Origin of the sequence: Roseobacter litoralis Och 149, from assembly GCF_000154785.2 — a bacterium.
Taxonomy (GTDB): Bacteria; Pseudomonadota; Alphaproteobacteria; order Rhodobacterales; family Rhodobacteraceae; genus Roseobacter; species Roseobacter litoralis.
Genome location: NC_015730.1, coordinates 3,814,767 through 3,833,265, shown reverse-complemented (window position 1 = coordinate 3,833,265; position 18,499 = coordinate 3,814,767). Strand labels below are relative to the sequence as shown.

The following is an 18,499-nucleotide window of genomic DNA, read 5'->3' as shown; positions in this document are numbered from 1 at the left end:
CTGAGGACCGCGCACAGCGGTCAGGAGACGACATGGACAAAAGACCAGACCCTTCACAACCGGGCGTGGCGGCGCTGTCGTCCTATCTGGCGAATGGTCTGGTGGGCCATGAAATTCTTATTGAACGGCTTCTCGTGGCCCTTCTGGCGGGGGGGCATTTGCTCGTTGAGGGGCCACCGGGCCTCGCCAAGACCCGCGCGGTCAAATGGCTGTCGGACGCGGTCGAGGGCAGTTTTGCGCGTATTCAATGCACGCCCGATCTGATGCCGTCGGACCTGACCGGCACACCGGTTTACAAGCCGCAGGACGGCAGTTTCGAGTTTGTGCAGGGGCCTGTTTTCAACAACCTCGTGTTGGTGGATGAGATCAACCGCGCGCCGCCCAAGGTGCAATCGGCCTTGTTGGAGGCGATGGCCGAGCATCAGGTAACCGCAGGTAATGAGACGCACGCCTTGCCCGATCCGTTTCTCGTGGTGGCCACGCAAAACCCTATTGAACATGACGGCACCTTCCCCCTGCCCGAAGCGCAGCTGGACCGGTTCCTGCTGCATGTGGTGCTTGAACTGCCGGGGCTGGAGACCGAACGTCAGATCCTTGATCTGGTCGAAGCCGAAGCGCAAAGCGGCGCGCCAAAAATACAGGCGCTGACGCTGGACGCACTCGCCGATGCCCGCGCCAGTGTGAGCGCCGTGCATCTGGCCCCTGAGTTGCGCGATTACATCGTGCGGCTGGTGATGGCGACGCGGGAAGGGCCACAGGCACAGGATATCGAACATGCGGTTTCGCCGCGCGGCTCGCTGGCGCTGGCGGCGGCTGCCAAGGCGCGCGCGTTTCTAAAGGGGCGCGACTATGCCATGCCTGAAGACGTGGCGGCACTGGCCGGGGATGCGCTGGCGCATCGCATGGTGCTCAGTTGGCGTGCGGTTGCGGATGGGCGCAAGGCGCGCGATGTCGTGGCGGATGTTCTGAACGCTGTTGAGCCGTTGTGAACGCGGCGCTGGAAGCTCCCGGCGTCGCTCTGGGCTCCGAAGCCTTGATTGCGCTCAGGCGCGTTGCCCTCAGTTCTGACGCGGCCCCGGTGCTGGCCGCCTTGCCGGGTGGTTTTGCAACGCGCCGCAAAGGTCACGGGCTGGAGGTCGCCGATATGCGCGAATACGTGGCGGGGGATGACATACGCCACCTTGATCGCGGCACGACGGCGCGCACGGGGCGTCTGCATGTGCGCCAGTTTCAGGAAGAACGCGACCGCGTCACCCTGCTGGTCGCCGATTTTCGGCCTGCGATGTTCTGGGGGTTGCGGCGCGCCTTCCGCTCTGTTGCGGCGGCGGAGGCATTGGCCCTGATCGGCTGGAACGTCGTGGAAAGCGGGGGGCGTGTAGGTCTGCTCGCGGTGACGGCGGATGAAACGGTGATCGTACCACCGCGCGGGCGCACGCGCGGGATGCTGGATGTGATCGGCGGCATGGTGCAGGCGCATAGCACGGGCCTGTCCGCGATGGCGGCGGGGCAGGGCATGGACCCGCCGCTTGATATGGCCTTGTCGCGCGCCGACAGGCTGGTTCCATCCGGTGCGGAACTGGTCATTGCCTCCGGCTTTGATACACCGGGTGAAGGCTTGGCGGATCGGCTGGATGCTTTGGCGCGCCGTCGCACCCCGCGTCTGGTCTGGATCACCGATGATGCTGCGTCCCGCATGCCGCAGGGCCGCTATCCTGTCAGGCTGGCAGATGGCCGGCGCATCCGGCTTTTTCTGGGGGCGAAGCAGCCTGAGCCTACGGGCCACATTCGCCAGATCATGGGCCGGCCGGCGCTTGTGCTGGACGCGGGCGATACGGTCGAACAAACAGCGCGCCGCATCGTTGCGGCCTTTCCGGCGGAGCGGGCGGCATGACAGACCGGGCGCTGAGCGAAGCGGCGATGCTGACCAGCCTGCGCGACATTCGCCTGCCCGCCGAGGCGGCGGGGGGCATGGCCGCAGATCTGGCTGCAACCGTGGCGCTGGCAGGCTGCGCGGCCTTGTTGATCGCGACCGCCCTTCGACTGCTGAGCTTGCGAAAACGGTCTGACACTTCCGACACGCTGGCCGATCAACTCGTCCGGCTCAGCGCGTTGCCTGAGGCGGACAAACGGGTCGCATTGCTGCATGTGTTGCGCGCGCATGCGCCGGAACGGTATCGCGCCTTGCGCGGGGCACTCTACCAGCCGACGGGGGGCGTGGCGACCACGACGCTGGAGGCGGAGGTCAAGCGCCTTGTTTGAACTGGCCGACCCATGGTTTCTGCTTTTGTTGCCGCTGCCCTATCTGGCGGTGCGGTTCCTGGGGCCTGCGCAGATGGCGGGCGGTGCGATCAAGGTGCCCGACCGGGTGGGCGAGACGTTACTGGCGGCTGGGCGGCATCGTGCGGCTCAGTCTGGCCTGCATCTGCAACAAGGTATCCTGTGGGCGATCTGGGTGCTGCTCTTGCTGGCCGCATCGGGTCCGCGCGATCTGGCACCGGTTTCGGCGCTTAAGGTCACGGGGCGTGATCTGGCTATTGTGCTGGATCTTTCCGGCTCCATGGTGCGCGATGATTTTGATCTCGATGGCCGGCAGGTCACGCGGCGCGAAGCGGTCGCAACCGTAGGCGCGGATTTCGCGCGCCGTCGCGGCGGGGATCGCGTGGCATTGGTCGTCTTTGGCTCGGAGGCGTATTTTGCCGCGCCCTTCTCCTTTGATGTTGAAGCGATTGCGCGCCAGATAGAGAGTGCGCAGATCGGCGTATCAGGACGTGCGACCAGCATATCGGACGGGCTCGGCATCGCGCTCAAACGCATGGAGAACAGCGAGGCGGCTTCACGGGTGGTGATCCTTCTGTCGGACGGGGTCAACAATGCGGGGGCCACCAATCCGCGCGGCGTGGCGGAACTGGCCGCACAGATGGGCGTGCGGGTCCATACCATCGCGCTGGGCCCCAAAGATCTGAGCAGTGCCGATCCCGGTGAACGCGGTGTCGTGGATGCCGCAACCCTGCGCGCGATTTCCGAGATTTCGGGGGGGGAGAGTTTTCGGGTCAGAACAACCGAAGATCTGGTCGCCGTGGGCGAAGCACTGGATGCACTGGAAGCCACAGACAGCGATGGCTTGGCCGCCGAAGTGTTCCACGACTACTGGATGTGGCCTGCGGGTTTGGCGGCCTTGCTTGGCCTCGGCTACGGCTGGAGGGAACTGACGTGAGCGACCTTGCGCTGACCCTGCTGCGCCCCTGGTGGCTGCTGGGGCTGCCTGTCTTGATCGCCGTCGGGTGGTGGATGTATACGCGGCGCGGCGGGTTGGGTGACTGGCAAAAGGCCACCGATCCGGCGCTGATGCGGGCCATGATGGCGCTGGACCGGGTGGACAACAGCGCCAGCCGCGCACCTCTTCTGGCGATGCTATCCGCGGTTGGCGTCACGCTTCTGGCACTGTCCGGACCGGCGGTGGAGCGGCGTGAAGCACTGTCGTTTCGCAATCTTGACGGGGTGCTTTTTGTCGTCGATACCTCGGCCAGTGTCACCGAAAACGCGCGCTGGCCCCAGATGCTGACCATGGGGCGGTTTGGTATCGCGGCATTGGGCACGCGTCCCGGCGGGTTGATCGTTTTTGGCGGTGACGCCTATGTCGCGACCGATATGACGCTGGATCATGTGCAACTGGGACAGACGCTGTCGCTGCTGGATGCGCAGACGGTACCGGACCCCGGCTCGCGCCCCGAACGCGGCTTGTCGATCGCACTGGATATCCTGCGCGAAGCTGAGGTGATCGCGGGGGATGTCATTCTGTTCACGGATGGCGAAGGTCTCGGGCCGGAGACACTGCAAGTGGCGGCGCAGATTTCTGACGCGGGCGCGCGCCTGTCGCTCGTGTCACTGGATGCGCCCGCGCCCGCTTTTGAAACCCACGCAGCGGCTGGCAGTGGTATGGTTTTCACGCTTGCGGATACTGATGTATTTTCGCAATGGCTGGCAGAAACTGCGCGCACCCGGTTGGAGGCGCAGGATTTTCCACTGCTGTTTTGGAAAGATATGGGTCGCTATCTGTTGGCCCTTGCCCTGTTCCCCCTGTTGTTGCTGTTTCGCAGGCAAATCGCATGAGGGTGCTCGCGCTGATCACCTTGACGGCTTTCGCGCTTGCCTTGATGCTTGGCGGCGCTGCCCCTTTCGGGCGCGTGTTGATGGCGGCAGGCGCGCCCGGTTTGGCAGCCGGTTTTTTCGACGATGCTGAATGGCAGGGTGCAGCACTCTACCAGGCAGGCGATTACGACACCGCAGCGGACCGCTTTGCGCAGGCATCGGCCATGTTCAACCTCGGCAATGCAGAGGCGCATCGGGGAAACCATGCAGCCGCACTTGAAGCATTCGACATGGCGCATGCGCGCGGTCACCCGGACGCTTTGGCAAATTTCGACGTGGTGGCCGCCTATTTTGCAGGGCTCGGCATAGACCCTGAAATGCTGGCGCTTTTTGGCAAGCGTAAGGACGGGCCGACCGCCGAGAGTTTCGTTGCGCGCGGGGATGCGCGGGCAGCGGGCACGGGCAGTGAGGTTACGAACAACAACACCATGCTTGGGCTGACGGAATTGGAAAGCCGCGGACAGCTTGGTGTGCGCCGCGTCTTTGATGATAAGTTCATGCGGGCGGATACGCGCTGGCTGCAACAACTCTCGGATGTTCCGGGTGAATACCTGGCCGCGCGGATCGCGCTGGAACATAAACGGCGCGCCAAACTGGGCCTGTCGCCCGCCGCGCCGGAGGACCCGCGATGAGGTGGCTTTTGTGGGTCCTTTTCGCGTTATGTCCGACACTGGCGCAGGCACAGTCCAAAACAGTGCTCCCGCATGAGTTGGTTCTGAGCATTGAAGTTGAAGCGAGCGATCACGTCCCGAAAGTCAGCGAGATGATCCTGATCACGATCAATGGAATCTACCGCCGTCACATCACGCGTGAGCAGATCATTCAGCCGGATTTTGACGGTTTCAACTGGACGCAACTGGGCATTGATACATGGGCTGAAGAACGCCTTGACGGTGAGTTGGTCAAGACTTTCAGCAGACGTATGGCGATTTACCCGAACCGTGCGGGCCCGCTGACCATCGGCGCCTTTACCCACAATCTGACGCTTACAGATGAAAATGATGAATGGTTTGAACATCAAATCACATCCGAGCCTATCACGATTGAAGTCGCACCTGCCCCGGAGGATCGGGAGTGGTGGTTCCCGGTCAAATCGTTGAAAATCTCGGACCAGTGGTCCAATGCGCCGGATCAACTGGCACCGGGAGAGGGCGTTTTGCGCATCATTCGCATCGAAGCACTGGGCGTCACGCCGGAGATGATCCCGCCGATGCCTGAACTGACGTCACCCTCTGCCGCCATCTTTGCGCATCCCGAGAAACGTTTTGTCGAACTGTCGCCGCAAGGCCCGCTGTCCTACGCGTTTTGGCGATGGACGATCCGGCCCAGTAATGACACCTCAACCATTGTTGAACCGCTAAGCTTTGATTTCTTTGATACGCAGGCGCGTGTTGATCGCACAGTGACCATATCCGCGCAGCGTCTGGCATACGGCACGGTTGTACCCGATGAACAGCCACCGCGCGCGCAGGATGCGTACCCCGCCTCTGTGCAACTGCCCGGTTGGCCTTTTGCGATGCTGGCGGGTGTCATCTGCGTGATTGGCGCATTTTTTTCGTTGATGGGGCGGCGTTTGTCCGGGGTGGAGGCACTGTCCCGTTTTCATCTGCTTGACCCGCTGGCGCGACAATTGAAGCGTGCGGCTCTTGCCGGTGATGTCGCATTGTCCCGTCGGACGGCAGCCGCGATTTTGCGCCGCGAGGGTCCATCCGGGCAACGCCAGCGTCTTTTGTCGGAACTGGACAGCAGCATTTTCAGCGCCGCGCAGGATCGCACATCATTACGACATTTTGCCAGAGAGTTTCTGCGAAGCCGCTAAGCGCGCGGCACGAACAAATCCAAACCATGAAAAAGCATCATTACTGCAATGAATTGCGAGATTTTTGAATGGATGTCTGGTTTTGGTATGAGTTTGTCCGTCGCCTCTTTTGACTAGCAGTTGAAAAGACAAGCGTTACGAGTAAGATCGTGCTCGGGAGGACTACATTCATGGAACACGAACGTGCGCCGATCGGTCAGGGGGCAGTATCAAACATCCTGATTGTGGATGATCATCCATTGTACAGCGATGCTTTGGAATCGGCCCTTGAACTGGTACTGACAGACGTCGAAATCAAAAAGGTACAGAGCCTCGGGGATGCGATTGCTGCTGTGAAAGACGGGTTCAAACCTGAACTTGTGATGTTTGATCTCAAGCTGCCGGATGTCACTGGCATCTCCGGCTTTGTCAGTCTGCGCCAGCATCTGCCCAAGGCGCGTATACTTGTGATTTCATCGCTGGCGTCTTTTGACCTTGTGCAGTCATTATTGCGGGAAGGTGCCGCTGGATTTTTGCCAAAAGATACCTCTGCACGGGGATTGAAATCGGTGCTTTCGGAAATCATTGCCGGGCAAACCTATGTGCCGAAAGACTACCAACAACCCAATTCCTGCGAGCGTGACGCGCTGGCCGATGAATTCCAACACCCCAAGCTGGCAGAGCTGACGCCCCAGCAGCAGCGGATCATGCGCCTGATCTGCTTTGGTAAGCCGAACAAGCAGATTGCCTATGAACTGGACCTCGCAGAGGCGACCGTGAAGGCGCATATCACCGCGTTGCTCAGGCGGCTCGGCGTGCGTAACCGGACGCAAGCGGTGGTTCTTGTCGAAGGCGCGATGGCGGCGCAACGGGGCGACGAACCCGAAGCCCGCGCATTTCTCAAACATTAGGAGGTCGGGCTATGGACAGCGCGCGCGCTGAGCCGTCCTGTGTGCGGGTGGCCTTGTCACGCGCCGTTGACGCAGCCGCAGCGGCGCGGATCGCGGCGCAACAGATCAACGCGCGTGATACCTGTTTCGTGCTTGCGTTCGTACCGGGTGATCGCAACGGCGCGGTGATTGCCCATAGCCTTGAAGAGGCGCTGGGCGGTGTCCCGGTTTTTGGGTGCTCGACGGCGGGTCAGATCACAACTGAGGGCTATGAAACCGACGCGCTGCTGTTACTGGCATTTCCCAAGACACATTTTCGCTGTGCCTCGGTTTTGATGGAGCCGCTCAACCCGCTGTCGACGACGGCGGCGGCAACCCTTGCGCAGCGCCATGTCCAGAAATTTTCCCATACAGCAGGGTGGAACCGGCTTGGGCTGATCTTCACGGACGGATTGTCCAAGCAGGAAGACATGTTGATTTCAGCATTGGAAACCACTTTGGGCGATTTGCCTATTTTTGGGGGTTCCGCCGGGGACGGGCTGAGGTTTGAACAAACCTATGTGCTGCACAATGGGCACATTCATCACAATGCTGCGGTGTTGCTGGTGCTTGAGACCGATCTGCCGTTTCAGGGCATCGGCTTTGATCACTTTCTGCCGGGCGACAGCCAGATGATCATCACAGATGCCGATCCTGATGACCGCAAGGTGTTTGAAATCAACGGCGCACCGGCGGCGCAGGAATATGCCCGTCTGGTCGGATGTGCCGTGGAGGATCTGTCCCCGCAGATTTTTGCCGAGAACCCGTTACTCATCGAGTATAAAGACAATCACTACGTCCGCGCGATTTCAGATGCGGGCGAGGACGGCGCGCTGTCATTTCTGGCCGCTATTGATGATGGGCTAATCATGACGCTGGGGCAGGGCCAAGAGATCATCGAGACGCTGCAGGCCGGATTGGATATTCGCGACGCAAAGGGGCGCCGCCCGGATTTCATCCTCGGGTTTGACTGCGTGTTGCGCAAACTTGAGATCGAGCAAAAGCAGCTGGCGCATGCGGTTTCGAAAGTTCTGGGCGCAGCGCATGTCTTTGGGTTCAATACTTACGGCGAGCAACATTGCGGCGTTCATATGAACCAGACGCTGGTTGGCGTGGCCTTTTTCGGCCCTGAGCAGAGGGCCTTGTGTTGAATATGATCAACCCAGACGACCCGCTTGAGGTACGGGTCGAAAAGCAGGCGAAGATCATCGAGGCATTGATGCGCCGCGCGGGTCGGCAAAAAGATGTCGGGCCGTCCGCCTATCGTGCCTTTCAATCCGCCATTGAGTTGCAACAAAAGATGGCCGCGCAGTCGCTTGAGCTGGAAAGTGTCCGCTATGAACGCGAACTCACGCGTAAAACCCTTGCTGAGGCATTGGGTTCCATGGAGGGCGGGCTTGCCTTTTTTTCTCACGGGACGCTGAACATCTGTAACGATCTGTTCAAAGGCCTGCTGCCGGATATTTCGGAGCACATCGTGCCGGGGCTGAGCCTTGCGCGCTACTTTGATCTCATGAGCAGCAGCGAATATCTTGTCTCGACCGACCGCAAACTGTTCACCATGCGGGGCGCATTGGAGAGCGATCAGAATGAAGGGTCCGTGGTCTCGCTGGTGGCCGAGGTCACCAAGGACCGTTGGTACCAGATGAGCACGCAGCAGACTTCGCCGGAAAATACGGTTTTGCTGCTGACGGAAATTACCGCTTTGGTGCGACACAACCGGCGCGAAAAAGAGCACCTGATCGACCGTCAGGCGGATTACCTGCAAGCGGTGTTCCAAAACATGAGTTCGGGTGTCTGTACGTTTTCCGCCTCTGGCGAGTTGATGATGCAAAACGGCCAGTTCCGCAGCATTCTTGGTGTGCCTCTCAGCGTGTTGCAACCGGGCACGCCATTGCAGGAATTGTTGGATTTCATGCGCTCCAAATCTCTGATCACGGACAACGCTTTGTTGCAGATGGACGCATGGCGCGATGAATTGACCAAGAAAGGGGCGGTGACCACGCGGGTGTCGCATGGTGCAGCACGGGTACTTGATGTGCAGGCCAACCTTTTGCCAGATGGCGGTTTTCTGGTTGAACTTAAAGACGTCACCTTGGAAGTGCGCTCAACCGAGATCCTTGAAAACCGCGTGATGGAGCGCACCGCAGAACTGACCCGCGCAAACGCGAATCTGACCGAACAATACGATGAAAAGGCCCGCGTCGAAGAAGAGTTACGCGTCGCAAAAGAACGCGCGGAGGCCGCGGTATCATCAAAAACGCGGTTTCTGGCTGCGGCCAGCCATGATCTGCTGCAGCCGATCAACGCCGCAAAACTCTTGATTTCCTCTTTACAGGAAACCACACGCGAAACCCGGTTCCGCCCCATGGTCGAGCGATTGGAAGGGGCGTTCGCCTCAGCGGAATACCTGCTGCATTCGTTGCTTGATATCTCGCGACTGGAAAGCGCGGACCTTGATACCGTGACGACGACCAACGTCAGCCTAGAGGGATTCATGCTGGGCATAAAGGCCGACCAGATGATGTTGGCGGCGCAGAAATCGGTGCAGTTACATGTTGTGCCTTGCAGCCTCGTGGTGCGCTCTGATCCGGTTTATCTGTTGCGTTCCATACAGAATCTTGTGGTCAATGCCATTCAATATACTGACCCGGGCGGGCGGGTTCTGTTGGGGTGTCGGCGAACCGGTGATACCGTTGTGTTGGAGGTTTGGGACACTGGCATCGGGATAAACATCAAAGACCAGTCGCGAATTTTCGACGAATTTACGCGCGCCGAAAATGTGCCGCTCGGCTCTGGTGTCGGTTTGGGTCTGTCGGTTGTCGACAGAGCGTGCCGCTTGCTTGGTCACAAACTTTCCGTCCGCTCAAAGCCGGGGGTTGGATCTGTTTTCAGCATTGAGATGGAAGTCGTCAAAGGCGCCCCCAGCATGCCTATTCTGCAAGGCCCAATCGAAGACACGGCGGACGCTGCCCTCGATTACATCGTCATGGTCATCGAAAATGATGTGGATGTGCTTTATGGTGTAACGCAGCGGCTGGAACTTTGGGGCGCAAGCGTTCTCGCGGCACGGACCACGGCCGAAGCGTTGGAATTCATCGACGATCTTGGCATGCCGCCCGACATCATTCTGGCGGATTACCAATTGGATGCGGGCGAAACCGGCGTACAGGCGACGCTTGATCTGCGGGCCAAGACCGGCACCGCGATTCCCGCGATCCTGATCACGGCGGATCGCAGCGAAACAGTGCGTCGCCTCGGTGCGCAGCATGATATGTCCGTGATGACCAAGCCTGCTGAGCTTTCGCGTTTGCGGCGGTTGGTTGACTGGAAGGTTCGTGGCCGTGCAGCCTCTGCCTCCGCGTCGCAGGTCAAGGTACAGACAAAAGTCGAAGGTGACAGTCCCGCATGAGGCCCGCACACTCGCATTCAGGAGGATGCTCATATGTTTAGATTTCCAGCCATAGTTTTCGCGACACTTCTGGCAACAGGATTGGCGGTCGCCGCACCTTTGGACGGTGAAAAAACCTATGATATGTTGTTTCGTGACGGCACTTTGGACGAGATAGACCGCACATCGGCGCTGGTGTATCGCCGCGAGGTTACCAATGCGCTGAAACCAGAAGCTGGTGCACGGGACACTGGTGATGTGACGCTGTCATTCCGTGAAGGGGACAAAGACATCGCGATGCTGAAATTCTGGCAGGATGACAAACATCGCGCTCTGGGTGCTTTTCCGGCCAGTGTCGGGAACCCGATGATCATGTATTTTTATGAAACCGTGGTGCGGGATATGGCCGAGGCGGCAGGCGGAAGCCCGTTTTACATCCGCAACAGGGTCAAGGACGCGCTGATCCAACCATCTGATATCGTCGAAGGCGAAGCGGTAGTGGACGGCAAAACGGTGCCCACGCGGACCATTCGCATGTATCCCTTTGCCGATGATCCCAACAGCGCCCGCATGCAGGGCTTTGGTGATCTTGAGTTGCGCGTGACAATGTCTGATGCGGTGCCGGGTTGGTACATGAGCCTCGTTGCCGAAGCGTCGGAGGGGGCGGTGTATCGCTCTGAGGTGTCTTTCCAGCGACTGGATGAAGCGCAATGAAGGGCTGGGCGCTTGCAATCGTGCTCAGTATGCCAACGGCGGCGATGTCCCAAAGCGTCGCCGAACAGCTGAACGATTATCCGACGGCTGCGCGCGCTGATTATGTTTTTGCCTGTATGGTGACGAACGGGCAAACCCGTGAAATGCTGGACCGCTGCGCCTGTTCAATCGACGAGATTGCAACGATCCTGTCTTACGAGCAGTATCTGGAGGCCGAAACCGTTCTGTCCATGCGACGTGTCGGGGGGGAGCGCATGTCGTTTTTCCGCAGCGCGTCAATGGCAGAGAATATGGTAGCGAACCTGCGCCGCGCGCAGGCCGAGGCGGAGGTTATCTGCTTTTAACGCTACACCCGGTTCGCCAACGAAAAAGCGCCGCAAGGATCAAACCCGCGGCGCTTTTTGTTGCGTATCATGGAGCTTTTCAGCCGCTCACTGATTTCGGCAGGACCTTTTCAAATTCATTGCCGTCCGTATCCGTGGCTTTCACGGTCAGGGCGGTGGAGCCGTTGTCATTATAGGCAAATCGGAACACAGGGTTTTCAGATATCGAAATGCCGCCATCCATGGTGAATAGCAATTCGTCATCCTGCCACACTTCTATATGATCAATGAAATGGGCGGGAATGAACAACTGGGTGATCTGATCGCGCTGAAGGCCTGAATAGTTCGGATGGCGGATCATGATCTGCGCTTCGCGACGGGGTGTCGACATTTGCGCGCCGTTATCAAAGGTCCGCAGTTTCATCTTGCCCATGCCAGCCAGCGCAATCTCAGGGTCCTTCGACGCGGGCGCAGAACATCCGCCAGAGGCTTTGACAAAGCGACCCGCCATATGCAGCCCGTCAGGCGTTTGCGCGATCACACGTACGTTGGAGTATTGATTGACGCGCACGCGCATCTCGAAATCCAGCAGCCCCATGGCAGGTGTAAACCCAAACACCGCAGCGATGGGGGCCGGGTTTTCATCAATCACAACGGTGGCTGTGCTGATCGAGGCGCTGCCCTCGGTCTGGCGTAGAATGATCGGTACTGTGGCGGCATCATGCGCGCGGAAGGGCGCTTCGATCGTCAGTACGCCGTCGGCGGAGGCAAGCGGCGCATCCCCCACGACGTCATATCGCAGCTCTTCCCAGGTCTCGCCCGGCAACAGCGGGTTTCGTACCTCATCTGTGGCCCATGCCGCGCCTGATACCAAAGCGGCAACTGTGGCCAGTGTCATGAGTTTTAAAGCCATACCATTCTCCTCCAGCATGGGAACTTGCGGTTTATGACACGAATCGGCGAAAAAAGACACATATACCTAAGGGGGCGTGGGTAACGGTGTCGTGTTTGGCTACACCTGCTGCGGGAGAGTGCCATGTTTGAAGCGATGATAACCCTGTGTTTGAGCCTTGGCGAAGGGCCTTGCCGTGACCATCTTTTGCCGGGCTATGAGGCGCAGACACAGGCGGCCTGTCAGGTGGCGCTGTCCGAAAGCCCGCCTGATGTGAGCATTTTTCAAGGATTGCAGGCACAAGGCGTTGCAACCTGTCAGCCAGTGGGCGAGGCGTTGAATGTAACAGAGGTCGCATCTGGGGTGTTTGTCCACGTCGGTCGCATTGAAGAGCCAAACGCATCGAACCGGGGTGACGTCAGCAACTTGGGCTTCATTGTGGGCGAGACGAGTGTCGCAGTTGTCGATTCCGGTAGTGCGCGTTGGATTGGCGAAGCGCTGTGGCGCACCATACGTGCACGTACAGACAAGCCGGTCAGTCATGCAATTGTCACGCATATGCATCCCGATCACGCGCTGGGGGCCGCGCTTTTTTCCGAGGCTGGGGCCGCTTTGGTTGCGCATGATAGCTTGCCGCGCGCGCTCGCAGACAGGCAGGCCAACTATCTGGAGAGCCTGACGTCTCTGATCGGGGCGGATATTCTGTTGGGTACGCGCGCGCCGGTGATCGACATTACGGTGACGGAGGTGTTGCAGATTGATCTGGGCGCGCGGGTCCTGACGTTGCAGGCTTGGCCGGTGGCGCACACCGGCAACGATCTCACCGTTTGGGATACTGCGACGGGGACGTTTTTCGCGGGCGATCTGATTTTCGACCGCCACACGCCCGCGCTGGATGGACGGTTGACAGGATGGCGTGCGGTGCTGCGCGAACTGCAGGGCTTGGACATTGAACGTGTTGTGCCGGGGCATGGTGGCGCTGCGCTGGACTGGCCACTGGGATCAGAGCCGATAGCACGATACCTCTCGGTTCTCGAAGAGGATACCCGCGCGGCGGTCGAGGCTGGCACGCGACTAGGCACGGCAGTCGAGGAAATAGCGCAAAGTGAACGCAGTCTTTGGCAGCTTTTTGACGCCTATAATCCGCGCAATGCCACCGTTGCTTTCACAGAGTTGGAATGGGAATGACGTGCCGCGTCTAGCCTTGGTCGATCACGGCACCGCTGAGCATCTGTCCAATTGAAAACAGGCGCCGTTCCAGCAGGGTTGGCGTTTCACACAGATAAGTAATGTTGCGCTGGCGGTCTGTGTAGATGATCTGATCCCAATCGAGCCGTTCTTCCAACATGTCGACACGGTCGAAATCCGGTTCATCAGTGACGAGGATGGCGTCCATCTCAGCCCGGTTGATATCGATCTTTTCGGCAAGTGCGATCTGGCTGAGCGAAAAGTCCTCGATTCCCGAGATGATTCGGGCGCGGCGCTTTGACAATGTATTGAATACCGACTCAAACACGAGCCCAAGTGCCTCGGGATCCCCTTCATAGGTGGCGGCAAACTCGTCCACACGTGTCCGAAGAGTTTCCAGCTCCACACGTCTGAGCGACAAATATCCGGCCAGTTCTGTCACATCCGCGCGCAACGCATCATTGTCGTTTGCCAGTTCAGAATTAACCGGGTAAGGCCACATCAACCCCAAAGACAGCGTTTCCACCTTGCGTTGCACGCAGGGCCATGTGGGATCGGAAAAATCTGCCGCCTGCGCGGGTGCACTCACCGCGACCAGCGCCAGCGCCAGGCATAGGGGTTTGATCATCGACATGCGTACCCTCCGTAAAGAAGTTATCACTATGGCCAAGCATCACTTGGCTGTCCAGCGACCCCAATACCCACCATTGTCTTAGTTGTTCTGACGGTTCCTCGGCGCTCATACTCAGGCTGAATACGGATGTATGCCAAGCGCTGCACCAAAGGGAGAGTTTGACTATGATGAGAACGCGTGCGGCGGTTGCGGTTGCGGCTGGGCAGCCTCTTGAGGTTATGGAGGTCAATCTTGACGGCCCGCGTGCCGGAGAGGTTTTGGTCGAGATCAAGGCAACGGGCCTGTGCCATACGGATGAGTTCACGCGCTCGGGCGATGATCCCGAAGGCATCTTTCCGGCCATTCTGGGCCATGAGGGCGCGGGCGTTGTCATCGAGATCGGCGAGGGTGTGACCAGCCTTGAGGTGGGCGATCATGTGATCCCGCTTTATACGCCGGAGTGTCGCGAGTGTGACTACTGCCTGAACCCCAAGACGAACCTCTGCCAGAAAGTGCGCGCCACGCAGGGCCAGGGGCTGCTGCCCGATGGCTCAACCCGGTTTTCGATGCTGGATGGCACGCCGATCCACCACTACATGGGCTGCTCGACCTTTGCCAACCACACGGTTGTGCCGGAAATCGCGCTGGCCAAGGTGCGCAAGGACGCGCCCTTTGATAAAATCTGCTACATCGGCTGCGGCGTGACCACCGGCATCGGTGCCGTTATTAACACGGCAAAGGTTGAGATTGGGTCAACGGCCGCCGTCTTCGGGCTGGGCGGCATCGGTCTGAACGTGATTCAAGGGCTGCGGCTGGCGGGCGCGGATCAGATCATCGGCGTCGATCTGAACGACGACAAGGAAGAGATGGCGCGCCATTTCGGCCTGACCGATTTCGTGAACCCCAGCAAGGTCGAGGGCGACATGGTCGCGCATCTGGTCGAACTGTCGGGCGGGGGCTGCGATTACACCTTCGACGCCACGGGCAATGTGAACGTGATGCGCACGGCTCTCGAGGCGGCGCACAAGGGCTGGGGCGTGAGCATCATCATCGGCGTGGCCCCTGCGGGTGCCGAGATTTCGACGCGCCCGTTTCAGCTGGTGACCGGCCGGGTCTGGCGCGGCACGGCGTTCGGCGGAGCCAAGGGACGCACGGATGTGCCCAAGATCGTGGACTGGTACATGGACGGCAAGATCGAGATCGACCCCATGATCACCCACAAACTCAGCTTGGACGAAATCAACCACGGCTTCGACCTCATGCACCAAGGCAAATCAATCAGAGCCGTCGTGGAGTTTTGAGAACAGGGATGGAGTTGGTATCAGAAAACCGGAGTTTTGGCGGCAGCCAGCAAGTCTTCAAGCACCCGTCGAATACATGCGGGTGCGAGATGACATTCGCGGCCTATCTGCCGCCTCAGGCGCAGGACGGACCCGTCCCGGTTTTGTGGTATCTCAGCGGTCTGACCTGCACCCATGAAAACGCGATGACCAAGGGCGGTTTTCAGGAACATGCAGCCAAGAACGGTCTGGCGGTCATCTTTCCCGACACCTCACCGCGCGGCGAAGGCGTAAGTGATGATGAGGCCTATGATCTGGGCCAAGGTGCGGGTTTCTACGTCAATGCGACGCGGGACCCGTGGAAGACCAACTATCGCATGTATGATTATATCGTGAGCGAATTGCGGTCGATCATCGTGGATAATCTGCCGGTGCAGGACAGGCACGGCATCACCGGCCATTCGATGGGCGGGCATGGTGCGATCACGATCGCCATCCGCAACGCAGGCCTGTTTGATTCCCTCTCTGCCTTTGCGCCCATTGCCAATCCGACGCAGTCCGACTGGGGTCGTAAGCAACTCAGCGCGTATCTGGGGGATGACGAAAGCAACTGGGCGGATCATGATGCGACGCTCTTGCTTGAAGAGCACGGCTGGAAGGGTGATTTGCTGGTCGATCAGGGCGCTGCGGATCAGTTTCTTGATCTGCTCAAACCCGAAGCACTCGCTGATATGATGGCCCGGCGGCGTCAACCCGGACAGGTCCGGATGCAGAGCGGTTATGACCATTCATATTTCTTCGTGAACAGTTTCGCGCGGGATCATGTCGCGTGGCACGCGGAGCGACTACACTGACTGTTCGACCAAGGTGAAACCAAGGAAGGTACTATATGCTGAAGAAAATTCTATCCGTCGCCTGCCTGATGGCACTGCCTGCCGCCGGCTTTGCGGATGGACATATCACGGGCGATGCAGCAGCAGGTGAAAAGGTGTTTCGCAAGTGCAAAGCCTGCCATGCCGTTGGTGAGGGGGCTGAGAACAAGATCGGCCCCGCCCTGAACGGCGTTGTTGACGCCGCTGTCGCGGGCAAGCCTGATTTTAAATATTCGGATACGCTGATGGCGATGGCCTCTGAGGGTAAAACATGGACACCCGAGGAACTTGCCGGTTTTCTTGAAAAACCACGCAACTACGCAAAAGGCACCAAGATGGCCTTTGCCGGATTGCGCAAGGAAGAAGACCGTATGAACGTAATTGCATATCTTGCGTCTTTCCCTGCGGAAGGATCGTAAGACACTGAATTTCTTGTGGTGTGGGATAGACCTACTCCACAGGGATAACCCGGTACCCTGACCGTTTCATGGACAGGTGTATCAATCTGGCGGCAATCCTGCCGCATTCTAGGGAGGTACTTTAGATGAGAAAGCTATCGCTTTTGACTTCTGGGATCGCTCTTTGCGCGGCCAGTATGGCTTTTGCAAATGACGATCTAATGACCCAGATGAGTGATTCCAAACAATGGGCCATTCAGACGGGTGACTATAAAAACCAACGCTACTCTGCGCTTGATCAGATCAACACTGAAAACGTCGGTGATCTGCAGGTGGCATGGACATTCTCCACGGGTGTCTTGCGCGGCCATGAAGGCTCGCCTCTGGTGATTGGCGACACGATGTATGTGCATACGCCGTTCCCAAATATCGTTTATGCGCTTGATCTGGCCAACGAAGGTAAAATCCTTTGGAAGTATGAGCCAAAGCAGGATCCGGATGTTATTCCGGTGATGTGCTGTGACACTGTCTATCGCGGTGTGGCCTATGCGGATGGCAAGATCTTCCTGCACCAGGCGGACACGACAGTCGTCGCACTGAACGCCGAAACCGGTGCCGTGGAGTGGTCGGTTGTGAATGGTGATCCGTCCATCGGTGAGACCAACACAGCCACGGTTTTGCCGGTAAAGGACAAAGTGATCGTCGGGATTTCCGGCGGTGAGTTTGGTGTCCGCGGTCACACGACAGCCTATGATATGGCAAGCGGCGAACTCGTCTGGCGCGCCTATTCCATGGGGCCGGACAGCGACATACTCGTCGATCCGGAAAACACGACCCACCTTGGGAAGCCAGTCGGTGAGAACTCCGGTACGAACACCTGGGAAGGCGATCAATGGATGATCGGCGGCGGCACCACATGGGGCTGGTTCTCGGCGGATATGGATGAAAACCTGTTCTACTACGGAACAGGTAACCCATCCACATGGAACCCCGCACAGCGCCCGGGTGACAATCGCTGGTCCATGACACTGATGGCACGTGACATCGACACTGGCGTGGCCAAGTGGTTCTACCAGATGACCCCGCACGATGAGTGGGATTATGACGGTGTGAACGAGAACATCCTTACGGAGCAGATGATCGACGGTGAAGAGCGCAAACTGCTTACTCACTTTGATCGCAACGGTCTGGGATATACGATGGACCGTGTGACAGGTGAGCTTCTCGTCGCTGAAAAGTTCGATCCAGTTGTGAACTGGACATCGGGTGTGGATATGGACCCAGATTCGGAAACCTACGGGCGCCCGGCAGTAGTGGCTCAATACTCCACGGCGCAAAACGGTGAAGACGTGAACTCCACCGGTATCTGCCCGGCGGCTCTTGGGACTAAAGACCAGCAGCCTTCCGCCTATTCGCCCAGAACGGAAATGTTCTATGTGCCGACGAACCACGTCTGCATGGACTATGAGCCCTTCCGCGTGTCCTATACCGCAGGTCAACCCTATGTCGGTGCGACCCTGTCGATGTACCCTGCCCCTGACAGCCATGGCGGCATGGGTAACTTCATCGCCTGGGACGGCGTCAATGGTGAGATCAAATGGTCAATCCCCGAGAAGTTCTCGGTCTGGTCAGGTGCTCTGGCAACTGCGGGTGACGTGGTGTTCTACGGAACGCTCGAAGGTCATCTGAAAGCTGTCAGCGCTGAAACCGGTGAGGAGCTATACCGCTTCAAGACGCCATCGGGCATCATCGGCAACGTCATGTCCTATGAGCACGACGGCCGTCAGTACATCGGTATCCTATCCGGTGTCGGTGGCTGGGCTGGTATTGGTCTGGCAGCTGGTCTGACAAACCCGAACGATGGTCTGGGTGCTGTGGGCGGCTATGCAGCCCTGAGCGACTATACCGCGCTGGGTGGGCAGCTGACCGTATTTGCCCTGCCTAACTAAGAG

Annotated in this window: 19 protein-coding genes; 17 read left to right on the top strand and 2 right to left on the bottom strand. The window is 58.9% G+C overall.

The annotated features are described in order from the left end of the window. The first annotated feature begins 32 nt into the window (after positions 1 to 32). The 12 genes from RLO149_RS18360 to RLO149_RS18305 all read left to right on the top strand — a co-directional run bounded on the left by RLO149_RS18360 (position 33) and on the right by RLO149_RS18305 (position 11,325). Entirely contained in the window at positions 33 to 989 is a 957-nt protein-coding gene (locus RLO149_RS18360; protein ID WP_013963584.1) for an AAA family ATPase, read from the top strand. Next, entirely contained in the window at positions 986 to 1,891 is a 906-nt protein-coding gene (locus RLO149_RS18355) for a DUF58 domain-containing protein (RefSeq protein ID WP_013963583.1), read from the top strand. Before RLO149_RS18360 ends, RLO149_RS18355 begins: the two co-directional genes overlap by 4 nt. Then, complete coding sequence (locus RLO149_RS18350) at positions 1,888 to 2,259, top strand: hypothetical protein (RefSeq protein ID WP_013963582.1); 372 nt, start codon at positions 1,888 to 1,890, stop codon at positions 2,257 to 2,259. Before RLO149_RS18355 ends, RLO149_RS18350 begins: the two co-directional genes overlap by 4 nt. After that, positions 2,252 to 3,214: a VWA domain-containing protein gene (locus RLO149_RS18345; RefSeq protein WP_013963581.1), complete on the top strand. Its 963-nt coding sequence runs from the start codon at positions 2,252 to 2,254 to the stop codon at positions 3,212 to 3,214. Before RLO149_RS18350 ends, RLO149_RS18345 begins: the two co-directional genes overlap by 8 nt. Continuing rightward, positions 3,211 to 4,110: a vWA domain-containing protein gene (locus RLO149_RS18340; protein WP_013963580.1), complete on the top strand. Its 900-nt coding sequence runs from the start codon at positions 3,211 to 3,213 to the stop codon at positions 4,108 to 4,110. Before RLO149_RS18345 ends, RLO149_RS18340 begins: the two co-directional genes overlap by 4 nt. Next, entirely contained in the window at positions 4,107 to 4,781 is a 675-nt protein-coding gene (locus tag RLO149_RS18335; RefSeq protein ID WP_013963579.1) for a hypothetical protein, read from the top strand. Before RLO149_RS18340 ends, RLO149_RS18335 begins: the two co-directional genes overlap by 4 nt. After that, positions 4,778 to 5,968, top strand: coding sequence for a BatD family protein (locus RLO149_RS18330; protein ID WP_013963578.1), 1,191 nt, complete (start codon positions 4,778 to 4,780; stop codon positions 5,966 to 5,968). Before RLO149_RS18335 ends, RLO149_RS18330 begins: the two co-directional genes overlap by 4 nt. A 170-nt stretch (positions 5,969 to 6,138) precedes the next feature. Then, a complete protein-coding gene (locus RLO149_RS18325; protein ID WP_013963577.1) occupies positions 6,139 to 6,858 on the top strand; it encodes a LuxR C-terminal-related transcriptional regulator in 720 nt (239 codons plus the stop codon). 11 nt (positions 6,859 to 6,869) lie between these two features. Next, a complete protein-coding gene (locus tag RLO149_RS18320; RefSeq protein WP_013963576.1) occupies positions 6,870 to 8,027 on the top strand; it encodes an FIST N-terminal domain-containing protein in 1,158 nt (385 codons plus the stop codon). Between the two features lie 2 nt (positions 8,028 to 8,029). Continuing rightward, positions 8,030 to 10,288, top strand: coding sequence for a PAS-domain containing protein (locus tag RLO149_RS18315; RefSeq protein WP_044025429.1), 2,259 nt, complete (start codon positions 8,030 to 8,032; stop codon positions 10,286 to 10,288). A 33-nt stretch (positions 10,289 to 10,321) separates the two neighbouring features. Beyond that, positions 10,322 to 10,981 (top strand): hypothetical protein, encoded by a 660-nt coding sequence (locus tag RLO149_RS18310; protein ID WP_013963574.1) that lies wholly within the window; start codon positions 10,322 to 10,324, stop codon positions 10,979 to 10,981. Next, entirely contained in the window at positions 10,978 to 11,325 is a 348-nt protein-coding gene (locus RLO149_RS18305; protein WP_013963573.1) for a hypothetical protein, read from the top strand. The genes RLO149_RS18310 and RLO149_RS18305 overlap by 4 nt, the downstream gene beginning before the upstream one ends. A gap of 79 nt (positions 11,326 to 11,404) precedes the next feature. On the opposite strand, the gene RLO149_RS18300 is transcribed toward RLO149_RS18305, so the two are convergent. Further along, positions 11,405 to 12,217, bottom strand: coding sequence for a quinoprotein dehydrogenase-associated SoxYZ-like carrier (locus RLO149_RS18300; RefSeq protein ID WP_013963572.1), 813 nt, complete (start codon positions 12,215 to 12,217; stop codon positions 11,405 to 11,407). A 123-nt stretch (positions 12,218 to 12,340) separates the two neighbouring features. On the opposite strand from RLO149_RS18300, the gene RLO149_RS18295 reads away from it, so the two are divergent. Further along, entirely contained in the window at positions 12,341 to 13,384 is a 1,044-nt protein-coding gene (locus tag RLO149_RS18295; protein ID WP_013963571.1) for a quinoprotein relay system zinc metallohydrolase 2, read from the top strand. A gap of 10 nt (positions 13,385 to 13,394) precedes the next feature. Here the strand turns inward: RLO149_RS18295 and RLO149_RS18290 are convergent, their stop codons facing one another. Further along, positions 13,395 to 14,018, bottom strand: a complete 624-nt coding sequence (locus tag RLO149_RS18290) for a hypothetical protein (protein ID WP_013963570.1) — start codon at positions 14,016 to 14,018, stop codon at positions 13,395 to 13,397. 167 nt (positions 14,019 to 14,185) lie between these two features. Here RLO149_RS18290 and RLO149_RS18285 point away from each other — a divergent pair, with 167 nt between their 5' ends. The 4 genes from RLO149_RS18285 to xoxF5 all read left to right on the top strand — a co-directional run bounded on the left by RLO149_RS18285 (position 14,186) and on the right by xoxF5 (position 18,496). After that, a complete protein-coding gene (locus tag RLO149_RS18285; protein ID WP_044025742.1) occupies positions 14,186 to 15,298 on the top strand; it encodes an S-(hydroxymethyl)glutathione dehydrogenase/class III alcohol dehydrogenase in 1,113 nt (370 codons plus the stop codon). Between the two features lie 8 nt (positions 15,299 to 15,306). Continuing rightward, positions 15,307 to 16,131, top strand: a complete 825-nt coding sequence (gene fghA / locus RLO149_RS18280) for an S-formylglutathione hydrolase (protein ID WP_013963568.1) — start codon at positions 15,307 to 15,309, stop codon at positions 16,129 to 16,131. Between the two features lie 35 nt (positions 16,132 to 16,166). Further along, on the top strand, positions 16,167 to 16,568 hold the full coding sequence (locus tag RLO149_RS18275; RefSeq protein WP_013963567.1) for a c-type cytochrome: 402 nt from the start codon (positions 16,167 to 16,169) through the stop codon (positions 16,566 to 16,568). A 125-nt stretch (positions 16,569 to 16,693) separates the two neighbouring features. Next, positions 16,694 to 18,496, top strand: coding sequence for a lanthanide-dependent methanol dehydrogenase XoxF5 (gene xoxF5, locus RLO149_RS18270; RefSeq protein ID WP_013963566.1), 1,803 nt, complete (start codon positions 16,694 to 16,696; stop codon positions 18,494 to 18,496). Positions 18,497 to 18,499 lie beyond the last annotated feature (3 nt).